This is a genomic window from Roseobacter sp. FCG-D35, from assembly GCF_033436665.1.
Taxonomy (GTDB): domain Bacteria; phylum Pseudomonadota; class Alphaproteobacteria; order Rhodobacterales; family Rhodobacteraceae; genus JAWQFO01.
Map to the genome: position 1 here is coordinate 857806 of NZ_JAWQFO010000001.1, position 13932 is coordinate 871737.

Annotated in this window: 13 protein-coding genes; 6 read left to right on the top strand and 7 right to left on the bottom strand. The window is 66.2% G+C overall.

Annotated features, from left to right (window positions below; genetic code table 11):
* Nucleotides 1-41: 41 nt before the first annotated feature.
* The gene (locus R5H30_RS03975) at nucleotides 42-716 is read right to left on the bottom strand and encodes an ankyrin repeat domain-containing protein (protein ID WP_318326718.1); all 675 of its coding nucleotides are present in this window, start codon (nucleotides 714-716) and stop codon (nucleotides 42-44) included.
* A gap of 108 nt (nucleotides 717-824) precedes the next feature.
* Between R5H30_RS03975 and R5H30_RS03980 the strand changes: the two genes are divergently transcribed.
* Complete coding sequence (locus tag R5H30_RS03980; RefSeq protein WP_318326719.1) at nucleotides 825-1775, top strand: ABC transporter transmembrane domain-containing protein; 951 nt, start codon at nucleotides 825-827, stop codon at nucleotides 1773-1775.
* A gap of 9 nt (nucleotides 1776-1784) precedes the next feature.
* Here the strand turns inward: R5H30_RS03980 and R5H30_RS03985 are convergent, their stop codons facing one another.
* The 5 genes from R5H30_RS03985 to R5H30_RS04005 form a co-directional block, all read right to left on the bottom strand.
* On the bottom strand, nucleotides 1785-2468 hold the full coding sequence (locus R5H30_RS03985) for a fumarylacetoacetate hydrolase family protein (RefSeq protein WP_318326720.1): 684 nt from the start codon (nucleotides 2466-2468) through the stop codon (nucleotides 1785-1787).
* Nucleotides 2469-2573: 105 nt separating this feature from the next.
* Nucleotides 2574-3776, bottom strand: a complete 1203-nt coding sequence (locus R5H30_RS03990; protein WP_318326721.1) for a CaiB/BaiF CoA transferase family protein — start codon at nucleotides 3774-3776, stop codon at nucleotides 2574-2576.
* Entirely contained in the window at nucleotides 3773-4549 is a 777-nt protein-coding gene (locus tag R5H30_RS03995) for an enoyl-CoA hydratase/isomerase family protein (protein ID WP_318326722.1), read from the bottom strand. The genes R5H30_RS03990 and R5H30_RS03995 overlap by 4 nt, the downstream gene beginning before the upstream one ends.
* 75 nt (nucleotides 4550-4624) lie before the next feature.
* On the bottom strand, nucleotides 4625-5317 hold the full coding sequence (locus R5H30_RS04000; RefSeq protein ID WP_318326723.1) for a GntR family transcriptional regulator: 693 nt from the start codon (nucleotides 5315-5317) through the stop codon (nucleotides 4625-4627).
* Nucleotides 5318-5326: 9 nt separating this feature from the next.
* Nucleotides 5327-8200 (bottom strand): FAD-binding and (Fe-S)-binding domain-containing protein, encoded by a 2874-nt coding sequence (locus R5H30_RS04005; protein ID WP_318326724.1) that lies wholly within the window; start codon nucleotides 8198-8200, stop codon nucleotides 5327-5329.
* A gap of 137 nt (nucleotides 8201-8337) precedes the next feature.
* Between R5H30_RS04005 and R5H30_RS04010 the strand changes: the two genes are divergently transcribed.
* The 4 genes from R5H30_RS04010 to R5H30_RS04025 all read left to right on the top strand — a co-directional run bounded on the left by R5H30_RS04010 (nucleotide 8338) and on the right by R5H30_RS04025 (nucleotide 12472).
* The gene (locus tag R5H30_RS04010; RefSeq protein WP_318326725.1) at nucleotides 8338-9525 is read left to right on the top strand and encodes a pyridoxal-phosphate-dependent aminotransferase family protein; all 1188 of its coding nucleotides are present in this window, start codon (nucleotides 8338-8340) and stop codon (nucleotides 9523-9525) included.
* A gap of 37 nt (nucleotides 9526-9562) precedes the next feature.
* On the top strand, nucleotides 9563-10543 hold the full coding sequence (locus tag R5H30_RS04015; protein WP_318326726.1) for a TRAP transporter substrate-binding protein: 981 nt from the start codon (nucleotides 9563-9565) through the stop codon (nucleotides 10541-10543).
* A gap of 106 nt (nucleotides 10544-10649) precedes the next feature.
* Nucleotides 10650-11192: a TRAP transporter small permease gene (locus R5H30_RS04020; RefSeq protein ID WP_318326728.1), complete on the top strand. Its 543-nt coding sequence runs from the start codon at nucleotides 10650-10652 to the stop codon at nucleotides 11190-11192.
* Nucleotides 11192-12472 (top strand): TRAP transporter large permease, encoded by a 1281-nt coding sequence (locus R5H30_RS04025; RefSeq protein WP_318326729.1) that lies wholly within the window; start codon nucleotides 11192-11194, stop codon nucleotides 12470-12472. Before R5H30_RS04020 ends, R5H30_RS04025 begins: the two co-directional genes overlap by 1 nt.
* 130 nt (nucleotides 12473-12602) lie before the next feature.
* On the opposite strand, the gene R5H30_RS04030 is transcribed toward R5H30_RS04025, so the two are convergent.
* Nucleotides 12603-13178: a hypothetical protein gene (locus tag R5H30_RS04030; RefSeq protein WP_318326730.1), complete on the bottom strand. Its 576-nt coding sequence runs from the start codon at nucleotides 13176-13178 to the stop codon at nucleotides 12603-12605.
* A gap of 48 nt (nucleotides 13179-13226) precedes the next feature.
* Between R5H30_RS04030 and R5H30_RS04035 the strand changes: the two genes are divergently transcribed.
* On the top strand, nucleotides 13227-13883 hold the full coding sequence (locus R5H30_RS04035) for a Crp/Fnr family transcriptional regulator (RefSeq protein ID WP_318326731.1): 657 nt from the start codon (nucleotides 13227-13229) through the stop codon (nucleotides 13881-13883).
* Nucleotides 13884-13932 lie beyond the last annotated feature (49 nt).

Below are 13932 nucleotides of genomic sequence, written 5' to 3' on the forward strand. Positions count from 1 at the left end.
CGGGTTGCCCTGATAACGAAGACACTCCGCCGGGCGATGTATCAGTCGGGACGTTCCAGGCGCCGGACCATCGCGTCATATCCGCGCCGCTGCGCATGTTCGAGCGGTGTCACCCCATCCCTGTCGGCCAGGGTGCGGTCGGCCCCCGCGGCCAGAAGCGCGTCGAGCACGGCGAGGTGGTCCGGCCCGCCGTCGCCGAGCACCACCGCTTCCATCACGGCGGTCCAGTGCAGATTGTTGACATGATCGAGCGGCGCGCCGGCGGCGATGAGGCGGCGCACGACCTCGGCATGGCCGAGGTGAGCCGCGGCTATGAGGGCCGTTCCCTCGTAGGGGCTGGTCACCAGCCCGGGATCGTTGCCGAGACGGATCGCGAGCGACAGAAGTTCGGGATCGTCCGCCACCGCCGCGATTGTGACGGCATCGTAGGCTTGCGCATCGAGGGCGTTCATGTCGGCACCTGCCTCCGCCAGTGCTTGCAGCGCGGCGTCTTGCGACGCGAAGGCGGCGACGTGGACCGGCGTGCGCCCGTTGCGGTCGCGTCGCTCCAGCCGGGCACCGGCTGCGACAAGCCGCCCGATCGTTTCGGCGTCTCCCTCCTGCGCGGCGCGGAAGAGCCCCTCGTAATTCGCGATCTCTCGCGGCGACGGCGGTGTCTGGGCAACCGCGGCGGCGGCGCTGATCAGGGCCGCGAACAGCCCGACGCGAACATGCATGATCCGTCTCCTCAGATTGTGCGCCCATCGCGCCACTGACAGGCAGCAGTTTACGCCGGACGGCTTCAGCCGCTATCCCTGTCGCGACGAAACAACCGGGGGCTGCAGGTGTTCGAACTCTACCGTGCGATCTGGACCATCAGCGGCAGGCGCCAGATCGTGCTGATCGTGCTGTCGGCCATGATCGCGGCACTGGCCGCGGCGCCGCTCAAATTTCAGCAGGAGATCATCAATCACCTCGCGGACGGCACGGCAGAGGCCGGTCGTCTGTTCCTGCTGGGCGGCGGCATGATGGCTGTGGTGGTGCTGAGCCTCGGGCTCAAATGGGTCGCCGGCTACCGCTCGCAGGTGCTTGGCGAAGACGTGATCCGGCTGATCCGGACGCGCCTGATCGCGCGTGCCTCGGACGGGGTGGCCGAGTCCTCGGATGTCCGCACCGGTGCGCTGACGACAGCCGTGTCCTCGGAGGCCGAGGATCTGGGCAAGTTCGCCGGCGACGCTCTGGCCGCGCCTGTTCTGCAGATCGGCACGCTGATCAGCGTCATCGCCTTCATTGCCGCGACCCAGCCGCGCCTTGGCCTGATTGCCGTGTCGATCATCGTACCGCAGGTCATCCTCGTGCTGATGACCCAGCGCAAGGTCAACACGCTGGTCGCCGAGCGCATCCGGATCCTGCGGGCGGCGACCGATCAGATCACCGCGCGGAACGTCGCCTCGGCGGCCACCTCCATCACCGCCGAGTTCGACGAGATCTTCGCGCTGCGCAAGTCGATGTTCCGATGGAAACTTTCGACGAAGTTCCTGCTCAGCCTGATCAACGGTGCGGGCGTGGTCGGCGTGCTGATGCTTGGCGGGTGGCTGGTGCTGAAGGGGCAGTCGGACGTCGGGACGGTTGTCGCCGCCACGGTCGGGTTGGGCCGGCTCCAGGGGCCGACGACCTTCCTGATCGCCTTCTATCGGCAGGTGAGCGCAAACCGCGTCAAGTTCGAGTTGCTGCGCAGCCTCGTGCTGTTCCGACCAGCGGAGCCCGCCTCAGGCCCCGCGACATCCGCACCTTAGCCTGCCCGCTCAAGTCACCTTTACACGCAGCGATCCCACACCCTCGATCGTGGCCTCCATCACGTCGCCGCGCACAACCGCCGCAACGCCGGCGGGCGTTCCGGACATGATGACGTCACCCGGTGCCAGCGTGAAGTACTCGGAAAGGTAGGCGATCATCTCGGGCACCTTCCAGATCATCTGGTTGAGGTCGCCTTCCTGCCGCGGCTCGCCATTCACGTTCAGCGCGATGCGTCCCTGGTCCGGGTGACCGATGTCGGCGGCAGGAACCAGCGGCGCGACCGGCCCCGAGCGCTCGAAGGCCTTGCCGATTTCCCACGGGCGCCCGGCCTTCTTCATCTGCCCCTGAAGGTCGCGGCGGGTCATGTCGAGCGACACGGCGTATCCCCAGACGTGATCCAGCGCGTTTTCCAGCGCGATGTTGCTGCCGCCGGATTTCAGCGCCACCAGCAACTCGACCTCGTGATGCACGTCGGATGAGTTCGGCGGGTAGGGAAAGTCTCCAGAGGCATCGAGGTTGTCGGGGTTCTTCTGGAAGAAGAATGGATCCTCGCGGTCGGGGTCATGCCCCATCTCGACCGCGTGGGCGGCGAAGTTGCGCCCGACGCAATAGACGCGCCGCACAGGAAACGTGCCGCCGTCGCGGGTGGGAATGCTGGGCACCTGCGGTGCCGGTATGACGTGGTCTGGCATGGCCGTCCTCCAAGGTCGGGTCTATCGCGTCGCTGCTTGCGCGTCTCGCGACAGGTATCCGCGGGTTTCGCATCCGATTGCAAGAGCAGGCGGGTCGCGCAGCCGTCAGCCGACGACCAGCGCGCCCTGCCGTTCGAGGTCGTCGATCGCAGCGCCCGAGTAGCCGAGTTCGGCCAGGACCTCGGCCCCGTGCTGGCCCAATGTCGGCGCGGGCCGCAGGACGGCCCCGGGCGTCGCGCCGAACTTGATCGGCAGGCCAATGGCCTTGACCGGACCGGCCACGGGGTGATCGGTCTCAACGATCATGTCGCGCGCCTTTGCCTGCGGATCTTCATGCATCTCGCAGATGTCCATGACCGGCCCCGCCGGAAGACCGGCGGCATCCATGCGCGCCAGCCAATCCTTCGTGTCGCGAGTCTGCAGATGCTGCTCGAGAAGCGGCACCAGCTCCGCAAGGTTGGTCATCCTGTCGCGGTTGGTCGCGAAACGCGGGACCTGCCCAAGCTCTGGTGCTTCGATCACCTCCAGCAGACGCTCCCAGTTGCGCTGGTTGGCGGCACCGATGTTGATCCAGCCGTCCCGGGTTCGGAAGGACTGGTACGGCGCGTTGAGCGGATGGGCGGAACCCAACGCGCCCGGCGCCTGACCGGTGGCGAAGGCGATCGCGGACTGCCAGTAGGTCAGCGAGATGCCCGCCTCGAACAGTGACGTGTCGACGATCTGCCCCTCGCCGCTGGATTGCGCGCGCGCATAGGCCGCGACGCAGCCCAGTGCGGCGAGAAACCCCGCGGTGATATCGGCGATGGGCGCGCCCGGCTTGACCGGCGGACGGCCCGGCCCTTCCCCGGTGATCGACATCAGCCCCGACATGCCCTGTGCGATGAGGTCGAACCCACCGCGCTCGGCATAAGGCCCCGTCCGGCCGAACCCGGAGATCGCGCAGTAGACAAGGCGCGGATTGCTCTGGCGCAGGGTCTTGTAGCCCAGCCCGAGCCGGTCCATCGTATCGTGCCGGTAGTTCTCGATCACGACATCGGCGGTATCGAGAAGCCGGCGCAGCACGGCGACGGCGTCCGGATCCTTGAGGTTCAGCGCAATGCCGCGCTTGTTGCGGTTCATCATCATGAAGGCGGCGCTCTCGCCTTTGATGTCGGGCGGAAGAAAGCGGCGGCTGTCGTCGCCGTCCGGTTTTTCGACCTTGATCACGTCTGCGCCCATGTCGGCCAGCATCATGCCGCAGGCAGGACCGGCCATAATATGGGCAAGCTCGACGACCCTCATGCCCGCCAGCGGGCCCTGCCCGCTCATCTGCCGCTCCATTCGGGTTTCGATTTCGACAGGAACGCTTCGAGCCCGTGTTTGAAATCGGCGCTCATGTAGCACGAAGTGATCAGGTCGCTGTCATCGACGGAGACCGCCTCGCGGTTGCGGCGCATGGCCTCCTTGGTGGCCCGCAGCGTCAGCGGGGCCATGCCGGCCAGCTGATCGGCCAGCGCTTCCGCGCGCGCCAGAACCGCAGCCTCGTCCGGCAGGACCTCGGACACCAGCCCGCAGGCCAGAGCCTCGTCCGCGCCCATCAGTCTCGCCGTGAAGATCACCTCGCGCACCCGGCCCGCGCCCATGAGCTCGGTCAGGCGGGCGATGTTCCCGGCGTTCAGGCAGTTGCCGAGCGTGCGGGCGATGGGAAAGCCGAATTTCAGCTGCGCACTTGCGATCCGGATGTCGCAGGCCGCCGCAATCGACGCGCCGCCGCCGGTGCAGGCGCCGTGGACCGCCGCCACCGTTGGCACCGGGCATCGCTCGACCGCCGTCAGCACGCGGGTGATCTCGTCCTCGTAGTCGAGCGCATCCTGCGCAGTCTCGAACCCGCGAAACTGGGTCATATCCGTGCCCGCTGCGAAGGCCTTGCCCCCGGCGCCGGCGATCACCACCGCGCGGACATCGCCATCCACGGCGAGACCCGAACAGAGCGCCGCGAGTTCCTCGTACATCGCGAAGGTCAGCGCATTGCGCGCCTCAGGCCGGTTGAAGGTGATCCAGAGGGTGCTGTCGGCCTGTCGGGACAGGAGTTCGCTTGCCATGTTCAGGGGTCTCCGGTTGAAACTGTGCTCTGGCTCCGCCGCGCAGTTTGCACCCCGGCGCGGCTTATCGCCGGGTCAGGGATCCGGCGTGTCGCCGGACGCAGGGTCCACCGCGTCGAGCGCCTTCATGTGCGCGGCGTGCTTGTTCATCATGTGACGCTTCATGATCCGGCCGAGCGCCTTGCCGTCGCGCTGCCGCAGCTTTTCCATCATCGACTCGTGCTCGGCGATGGCCTGCGCCCAGCGGTCTTCCGACAGGTTGGCCATGAACCGCGCCCGACGGACCCGCGCGGCCAGCAGCTTGTGATGATTTTCGAGAATGGGGTTGCGCGCCGCCCGGATCAGGGCCTGGTGAATATCCTGATTGGCGTGGAAGTATTCCTGCCGGTCCCGCGCGGCATAGGCCGCCAGCATTTCGGCGTGCCGCCCTTCGATCGCCGCCAGTTCCTCGGGGTCGAGATAGTTGCAGGCCTGCTCTCCGGCAAGCTGTTCGAGCGCCGCGATCACCGGAAAGGTGTTCTCGAGCTCTTCCCGCGTCACCTCGGCCACGCGCGCGCCGCGATTGGCATGCAGGACCACGAACCCTTCCGAGGCGAGCACCTTGAGCGCCTCGCGCAAGGGCGTGCGCGAGACACCGAAGCTTTCGCACAACTCCTTTTCGGGCACCTTCTCACCGGGTTTCAGCGCATCCTCGACGACGAGGTTGCGGAGGCGCTCGACCAGTTCCTCGTGCAGCGTCGGACGCTTGATGGTCTCCATGAGGTTCATGCCTGCATCCTATCCATCGAGAAGCTGGTCCAACAAGCGCGCGACATGGATCGCCCGTCGCGGCGTACCGTCGGCGATCTGGTGACGACAGGAGGTGCCGTCGGCGACGATGATCGCGTCCTGCGGGGCCGCCGCCAGCGCCGGGAAGAGATCGAGGTTCGCCATCTTCAGCGAGACGTCGATGGTGTCGGGCGCATAGCCGAAGGCTCCGGCCATGCCGCAGCATCCGCTGTCGATCAGGGTGACGCTGGCTTTGGGAATACGTTCCAGCAGCGCGATCATCGGCGACACGGCATCATGCGCCTTCTGGTGGCAATGGCCGTGAACATGAATGGGCTGCCGGACGGGTTTCAGCGGCAGATCGGGTTGCTGGGACAGAAACTCCTCGAAGGTCATCGTCGCCTTGGCCAGCGCCTCGGCCTCCGGGCCGGGACAAAGTGCCAGAAATTCGTCCCGGAAGGTCAGGATCGACGAGGGTTCAAGGCCGATCACCGGCACCCCGCGCGCGACTGCATCCCGTGTCGCGTCGATGACGCGCCAAGCCTCCGCGCGGGCCTCCTCGACGCAGCCGACCGCCAGCAGCGTCCGACCGCAGTCGAGCGCCCGGCCCGACCCGTCCCGCGCCACGACGATGCGCAGCCCGGCGGCGCGCAGAACGCGCAGGGCCGCGCGCAGGTTCTCGGGCTCGAAATGCCGGTTGAAGACGTCCGCGAACAGCAGCACGTCCGGGATGTCGTCCTGCGCCTCGGCGTCGCGGAACGGATCGGGCGACCAAACCGGCAGGCTGCGCCGGCGCGAAACGCCGATGGGTCTTTCGGCAAGTGCGCGCAGCGATCCGATCCGGTTGCGCAGGTTCATCATCCCAGCGACCTTCGCCGCATAGGGTGCATAGCGCGGAAGGTACCCCACCAGCTTCTCGGCCAGCGTTAGCCCGGATGCCTTACGCCGCGCCGCCAGCACCTCGATCTTCATCCGCGCCATGTCGACGCCGGTCGGACACTCGCGGCGGCAGGCCTTGCAGGAGACGCAGAGCTTCATCGTCTCGGCCATCGCGTCTGAGGCCAGCCCGCCCGGGATCTGACCGCTGATGACAAAACGCAGCGTGTTAGCCCGTCCGCGGGTCACGTCGCGTTCGTTCCGTGTCGCCCGGAAAGACGGGCACATCACACCGCTCTTCAGCTTCCGGCAGGCGCCGTTGTTGTTGCACATCTCGACCGCACCCTGGAAACCGCCTGCGGCACCGGGCCAGGCCGACCAGTCGAGCGCGGTCTCGAACTCGGGCACCGCGTAATCCGGCCCGTACCGGAACAGCCGTCGATCATCCATCGCCGGCGCCCGCACGATCTTGCCCGGGTTCATAAGGCCCTGCGGGTCGAAGCGGTCCTTGACCTCTTCGAAGGCCCGGACGACGCGCGGCCCGAACATCGTTTCGTGAAACTCCGACCGCACGATGCCGTCGCCATGCTCGCCGGAATGCGAGCCCTTGTAGCGCCGGACCAGCTCGAACGCCTCTTCGGCGATCGCCCGCATCGTGCGCACATCCTTGTCCTGACGCATGTTCAGGACCGGGCGCACATGCAGGCAGCCCACCGAGGCATGGGCGTACCAGGTGCCCTTGGTGCCATGCCGCGCGAAAATGTCGGTCAGGCCTTGCGTGTATTCGGCGAGGTCAGGCAGCGCGACGGCGCAATCCTCGACGAAGGAGATCGGCTTGCCTGCCTCTTTCATCGACATCATCACGTTCAGGCCGGACTTGCGATACTCCGCGATTGCCGCTTGCAACGCATCGTCGATCACGGGCACGACGCCGCCCCAACGGTCGCCGGTCTTGTCGAAATCGAATCCGAGATCACCCATGAGCAGCGCAAGCGCCGCCAGCTTCGCCGCGTTCGCGGGCTGGCTGCCTTCGGCGAATTCGACCAGCAGCAGCGCGGCCGGGTCGCCCTGAACAAAGGCTTCTATGGTCTTGCGGAACAGCGGGATGTCGCGGCCCAGCGCGATCATCGTATCGTCGATCAGCTCGACGGCCTGCGGGTTCAGCGTCACGAGGTGCTGCGCGGCATCCATCGCGGCGTAGAAGTTCGGGAAATGGCAGATGCCGGTCACCTTCTCGCCCGGCAGCCGCGCGAGGCTCAGTTCCAGCTCGGTGAAATAGGCCAGCGTGCCTTCGGATCCCACGAGAAGCTGCGCCATGTTCACGTCGTTGCCGGTCAGCGCGTCGATGTTGTATCCGCCCACGCGCCGCAGAACCTTGGGAAACCGCGCGTCGATCTCCTCGGCCTCCCGGCGACCCAGGGCGCGCATGTCCGAAACCAGTTCGGCATAAGGCCCCGGTTCGGGATCATCACCGTTGAATCGCGCCCGGCTGCCGTCGGGCAGGATCGCCGAGATCGCCCTGACGTTGTCGCGCATGATTCCGTACCGCAAAGATTTTCCGCCTGAAGAGTTGTTTGCCGCCATCCCGCCCAGCGTGCAGCGCGAGGCGGTGGAGGGATCGACGGGAAACCACAGCCCATGCGGCTTCAAGGCCCGGTTCAGCTCGTCCAGAACAAGGCCCGGTTCGACCCGTGCGGTCATCGCTTCGGGATCGACCTCGAGGATCCGGTTGAAGTGGCGCGTGTTGTCCAGCACCACGGCCCGGTTCACGGTCTGCCCGCATTGCGAGGTTCCGCCGCCGCGCGGCAGCACCGGCGTTCCGGTTTCGCGGGCGACGCCCATCGCAGCCTCGACGTCCTCGACCGAACGCGGAAGGACCACCGCCTCCGGCACCATCTGGTAGATCGACGCGTCGGTTGCGTATCGCGCGCGCGAGGCATCGTCGGACAGCACGTCCCCTGCCAACGCGGACACCAGACGCGCGCCAAGGTCGGCATTTTGCTGCATGGTTGCGTGCCCCCTCGCCCGGTTCGGACCTCGCATCGGCGGTCGGGATTTCCTGTTGACTGAGTTATGAATTCATAATTACGTTTTGACAACGCCAAATGTCGCCGGGGCGGAGTCCCGGGAAAGGACCGAACACGATGCGCCAGGCAGGCCGACACTTCTTGCAGATCCCGGGACCGAGCGCCGTTCCCGACCGCATCCTGAAAGCCATCGGCCAGCAGACCATCGACCACCGCGGGCCCGACTTCGCGGCGGTGGGGTTAAAGGCGCTGGAGGGCATGAAGACGATCTTCAAGACCGATCAGCATGTCGTCATCTACCCCTCGTCCGGGACGGGCGCCTGGGAGGCGGCGCTGGTCAACACCCTGTCGCCGGGCGAAAAGGTGCTGATGTTCGAGACCGGACATTTCGCGACGCTCTGGAACAAGATGGCACGCCGGATCGGGCTGGAGCCGGAGTTCCTTGAAGGCGACTGGCGCGGCGGCGCGGAACCCGACCGGATCGAGGCGCGCCTGCGCGAGGACAAGAATCACGCGATCAAGGCGGTTTGCGTGGTACACAACGAAACCTCGACCGGATCCGTCTCGCCCATCGCCGAGGTGCGCAAGGCGATCGACGCCGCCGGTCACCCGGCCCTGCTGATGGTCGATTCGATCTCGGGCCTCGCCTCGATCGACTTCCGCTTCGACGAGTGGGGCGTCGATGTTTGTGTCGCCGGCTCGCAGAAGGGCCTCATGCTGCCGCCCGGCCTGGGGTTCAACGCCGTCAGCGACAAGGCGCTGGAACACGCGAAATCCGTGACCATGCCGCGCAGCTACTGGGACTGGCAGGACATGGTCGGTCCGAATGCCAAGAGGTATTTTCCCTACACGCCCGCCACCAACCTGCTTTACGGTCTCAACGAGGCCGTCGACATGCTGCACGAAGAAGGGCTCGACAACGTCTTTGCGCGCCATGCCCGGCACGGCGCCGCGACCCGCGCGGCTGTGCGGGCCTGGGGGCTCGACGTGCTCTGCGCCCGGCAGGGCCAGGAATCGGGCGTGTTGACTGCCGTCGTCATGCCCGAGGGCCACTCCGCCGACGCCTTCCGGGCGACCACGCTCGAGCATTACGACATCTCGCTCGGCAACGGCCTGTCGAAGGTGGCCGACAAGGTGTTCCGCATCGGGCACCTCGGCGATTTCAACGACCTGATGCTGATGGCGACGCTCTCGGGCGTCGAGATGGGCCTGGCACAGGCCGGCGTGCCTCACGACGCGGGTGGCGCACAGGCGGCAATGGAGCATCTGATAAAGACATCGCAAGAGCGGTTCGCCGCTGAGTAACGCCTCCGGGAGGGAGGCACAGAGGGAGGAAGAACCAATGACACTGAGAGCGACGCTACTGGCCAGCGCGGCCGCGATCGCCCTGCCGCTGACGGCAACTGCAGCCGACCTGACGCTGCGCTTCGGGCATGTCGGCAACCCGGGCTCGCTGTTCGAGGCCTCGGTCGATGCCTTCGCCGAATGCGCGAACGGCAAACTCGGCGACCGGGCCGAGGTACAGACCTTCGGGTCGAGCCAGCTCGGCAACGACCGCGAATTGCTGCAGAAGCTCAAGCTTGGACAGGTCGACTTCGCCCTGCCCTCCTCGGTGATGTCCTCGGTCGCGCCAGAGTTCGGCGTCTTCGAGATGCCCTATATCGTTCAGGACCGCGACCACATGCGCCGGATCCAGGAAGAGCTGGGCGACACCTTCCAGGAAGCCGCCCAGAGCCAGGGCTACCGGATCATCGGTTACTTCGAGAACGGCTTCCGCCATATCACCAACAATACCAGGGCCATCAACGTGCCCGCCGATCTCGAGGGCATCAAGCTGCGCACACCCAACGGCGAGTGGCGCGTGAAGATGTTCCAGCTCTATGGCGCGAACCCGACGCCGATGGCGTTCTCGGAGGTGTTCACGGCACTGCAGACCAAGGTGATCGACGGGCAGGAAAACCCCTACGCCCAGATCGCCTCGGCCAAATTCCAGGAGGTGCAGGAGTATCTCTCGGTCACCGGTCACGTCTACACGCCGGCCTACATCCTCGTTGGCGAGAACCAGTGGCAGAAACTGCCCGAGGACGTCCGCGCCGATCTGGAAGCCTGCGGATCGGAGACCCAGGACTTTGTCTACGATCATGCCGCCAAGCTCGAGACCGACCTGCTCGAGGTGATCCGCGAGGCCGGTGTCGAGGTCAACGAGGCCGACAAGCAGGCCTTCATCGACGCCTCCGCGCCGATTTACGAGGAGTTCTCGAACACCGTCGAGGGCGGTGCCGAACTTATCGAGCGCATGCAGAGCGCCGCCTCCGGGTCCTGATCACTCCAGCGCAGGGGGCCGCAAACGGCCCCCTGCCCGCCTCGGCCCCGCCGCAGATGCCGGGCTGCATGACCACCGCGGGCCGCTTGCCCGGCAGAGACCCGACATGCTCGACACAGTGCGCAGGTTCTTCGAGGGCGTCCTCGAAAATTTCGTGATCTTCCTGATGGTCATCCTCACGGCGGTCGTGGTGGTGGCCGTGATCTACCGCCTGATCGGCTCCAGCCTCGCATGGTACGACGAGGTCGCGGCGATCCTGCTGGCGTGGATCACCTACTACGGCTCGGCGCTGGCGGTCTTGCGGCGCCGGCACATCGGCTTTGACTCCGTGCTGCTGTCGATCCGCATGCCATTGCGGATGTGGGCGGTGGCCCTGGCCGAGGCGATCACCGCCGGCTTCTTCGTGCTGCTGGCCTGGGCCGGCTACACCGTGATGACAATCCTGGGCGGCATGTCGCTGGTGTCGATCACCTGGGTGCCGGTCAGCTTCACCCAATCGGTCATCCCGATCGGGGCGACGCTCTTCGTGATCTGCCAGGTCCTCAGCCTGCCCGAATACTGGCGCAAGACCGCGCGCGGCGTGTCGCTGGAGCACGCCGAGATCGAGGAAGAGGTCGAGACCGAGATGAAGAAAGCGGGGAACGCCTGATGCTGATGCTGGGCATCTTCGTCGCCATGGTCGTGATGATCTGTCTCAACGTGCCGATCGCCGTTGCGCTCGCCGTCTCCGCGATCCTCGGCCTGCTGGCGCTGGAAGGGTCGGGATCGCTGGTGAACGTCGCACTCGACATGTACGGCGGCGCCACCAAGTTCTCGCTGATCGCGATCCCGATGTTCGTGCTGGCCGGCGCGATCATGAATGCCGGCGGCATCACCGACAGGCTGATCAACTTCGTCGCGGCGCTCATCGGCTTCGTCCGCGGCGGGCTTGCCCATGTCAACATCGGTGTTTCGCTGTTTTTCGCCGAGATCTCCGGCTCGGCCGTGGCCGACGTCGCAGCGATGGGTTCGGTGATGATCCCGCAGATGAAGAAACGCGGCTACTCCGGCGCGCTGTCGGCGGCGGTCACGTCGTCCTCGGCCTCGCTTGCCATCATCATCCCGCCCTCGATCCCGATGATCCTCTATGCCACCTCCGCCAATGTCTCGGTCGAGCAACTGTTCGTCGCCGGCGTGATCCCGGGGCTGATGGGCGCTGCGGGTCTGATGGGGGTCGCCTACTACTTTGCCGTGCGCTACGACCTGCCGCGCGAAGAGGCGTTCTCGGGCCGGCGCCTGTGGACTGCTTTCGTCGACGCGCTGCCGACCTTCGCGCTGCCGGTGATCATCCTGGGCGGCATCTTCGGCGGCTACGTGACCGCGACCGAAGCGGCAGGCCTTGCCGTGCTGGCCGCCATCGCGATCAGCCTGTGGTACCGGCAGGTCGACCTGAAGCACCTGCGTCAGTCGATGCTCGACGGCGGAATGCAGACCGCGGTGGTGATGCTGCTGGTCGCGGCCTCGGTCGTCATGGGCGGGTTCCTGACCCGGGCGCAATATCCCCAGGAACTTGCCGCTGGCATCCTGTCGATCACCGAGAACAAGTGGCTGATCCTGCTGATCCTCAACTTCTTCTTCCTCGTGATCGGCTTTTTCCTGCACTCGGCCGCTGCCATCATCCTCGTGGTGCCGATCGTCATTCCGCTGATCGACGCGGCGGGCATCAACCCGATCCACTTCGGCCTCGTGGTGACGCTCAACCTCGCCATCGGCCAGCAGACCCCGCCCGTGGCCAGCGTCCTGATCACCGCCTGCGCGGTGGCGCGCGCCAACATCTGGGACGTAACCAAGGTCAACATCTACTTCATCGCGGTCCTGCTGACCGTTCTGCTGATGTGTACCTATATCCCCGCAATCCCGCTATTCCTGGTCGACTACTTCTACAACTGAGCGGCACGGCGCGGCTTTCGTCGCGAACGGGCTTGAACAAGCTGACCCTAACGGCGCGAGTGCGGGGGTTGCAGTTGCGCCGGACCAGTGCAACGCCGGCGCCGGGCGCGATACGGGACCGGAGCGACGGTCAGTGCGTTCTGTCGCCCCTGGCCATTGCTATGTGGTGCATCCGATGGTGATCGCCGGTCGCCATCAGCCCGAAAAACCCGAGCGCCTGAATGCGCGCGACCGCTTCCGCGTCGGGGGCAGTGACGATCCAGACGATATCGTCCGCAGCGCGTGACACGTCCGAAGACCAGCCCGTTTCGGCCGCCATGAACGGACCGTGCGCGGGAACCATGCGGGACGCGGCCGCGCCGGCGCGCCCTTTCGTGCCGATCCGCATCCTGATGCCGTTCGGTAAAAGCTCGGAGCGCACGTCGGCACCGATGACAAGCTTGTTCATGTCGACCAGGTGCGTGCGCAGACCATCGATGTCGACGCGGCTCCAGTCGGTCGCGGGATCGTCGGACAATATCGCGACGATCTCGATGATCGCGGCGAAGGTGCCGTCTCCGGGCTCGGATGGGATGTTCGACGTCTCCCGCTCTGCCACCGGGTGACCGGCAAGGCCTTCATGGGTCGCGTGCTGCGCAGCCGAGGGCGCCGGCATCAGGGAAATGAGTCCCATCGCCAGTGCAAGCAGTTGAGAGAAATTGCGCATCGAGCACTCCTTTCGGAACAATCTAGCCAAACTGGCGTCGCGCCGAATATGATCGCGATCATGTCGGCATTGGAATTTTTCGAGCGCCTCGAACGCGCTTGCCCACCGGGCGCCCTCCGCCTCGTCACGCTTGAGCCGGGCCAGGCTCTGTTCCGCCAGGGTGACGCGGCCCCCGGGCTCCCGCTACTGACCGATGGTCGGGTCGATCTCCTCCGCCACACGGAAACCGGGCGCAGTGTCCGGATCCACGTGGCGCACAAGGGCGAGACATTTGCGGAGGCCTCGATCTTCGTCGAACGCTGCCATTGCGATGCCGTCGCGGCGGCAGCATCCCGGGTGCGCATTCTGCCGAAACGCTTCGTCCGCAGCGCTATCGAGGCGCAGCCGGATCTTGGCGAGGTCTTCAGCCTGCATCTCGCGCGATCCTTGATGACGGCCCGACGCCTCCTCGAGTTGCGGGCGATCACGCCTCTCACCGAACGCGCCCTCGCCCGGATGAGCGATCTCGCGGATGCGACCGGCGCCTTGCCGCGCACGACAAGTCTGACGTCGATCGCGGCTGATCTCGACGTCACGCCGCCCGCGCTATACCGCGCCATCGCGGCACTCGAGAAACGCGGCATTCTCAGCAGGCCGGACCGCGGACGGGTCTGTCTGATCCTTGCGTCGGAACATGAGACACCTGAGCCCGAGGATCCAACGTGACACCCGGCGCAGCTACGTTCGCGCCGTTCTTCATGGGACAGCGCCCTCG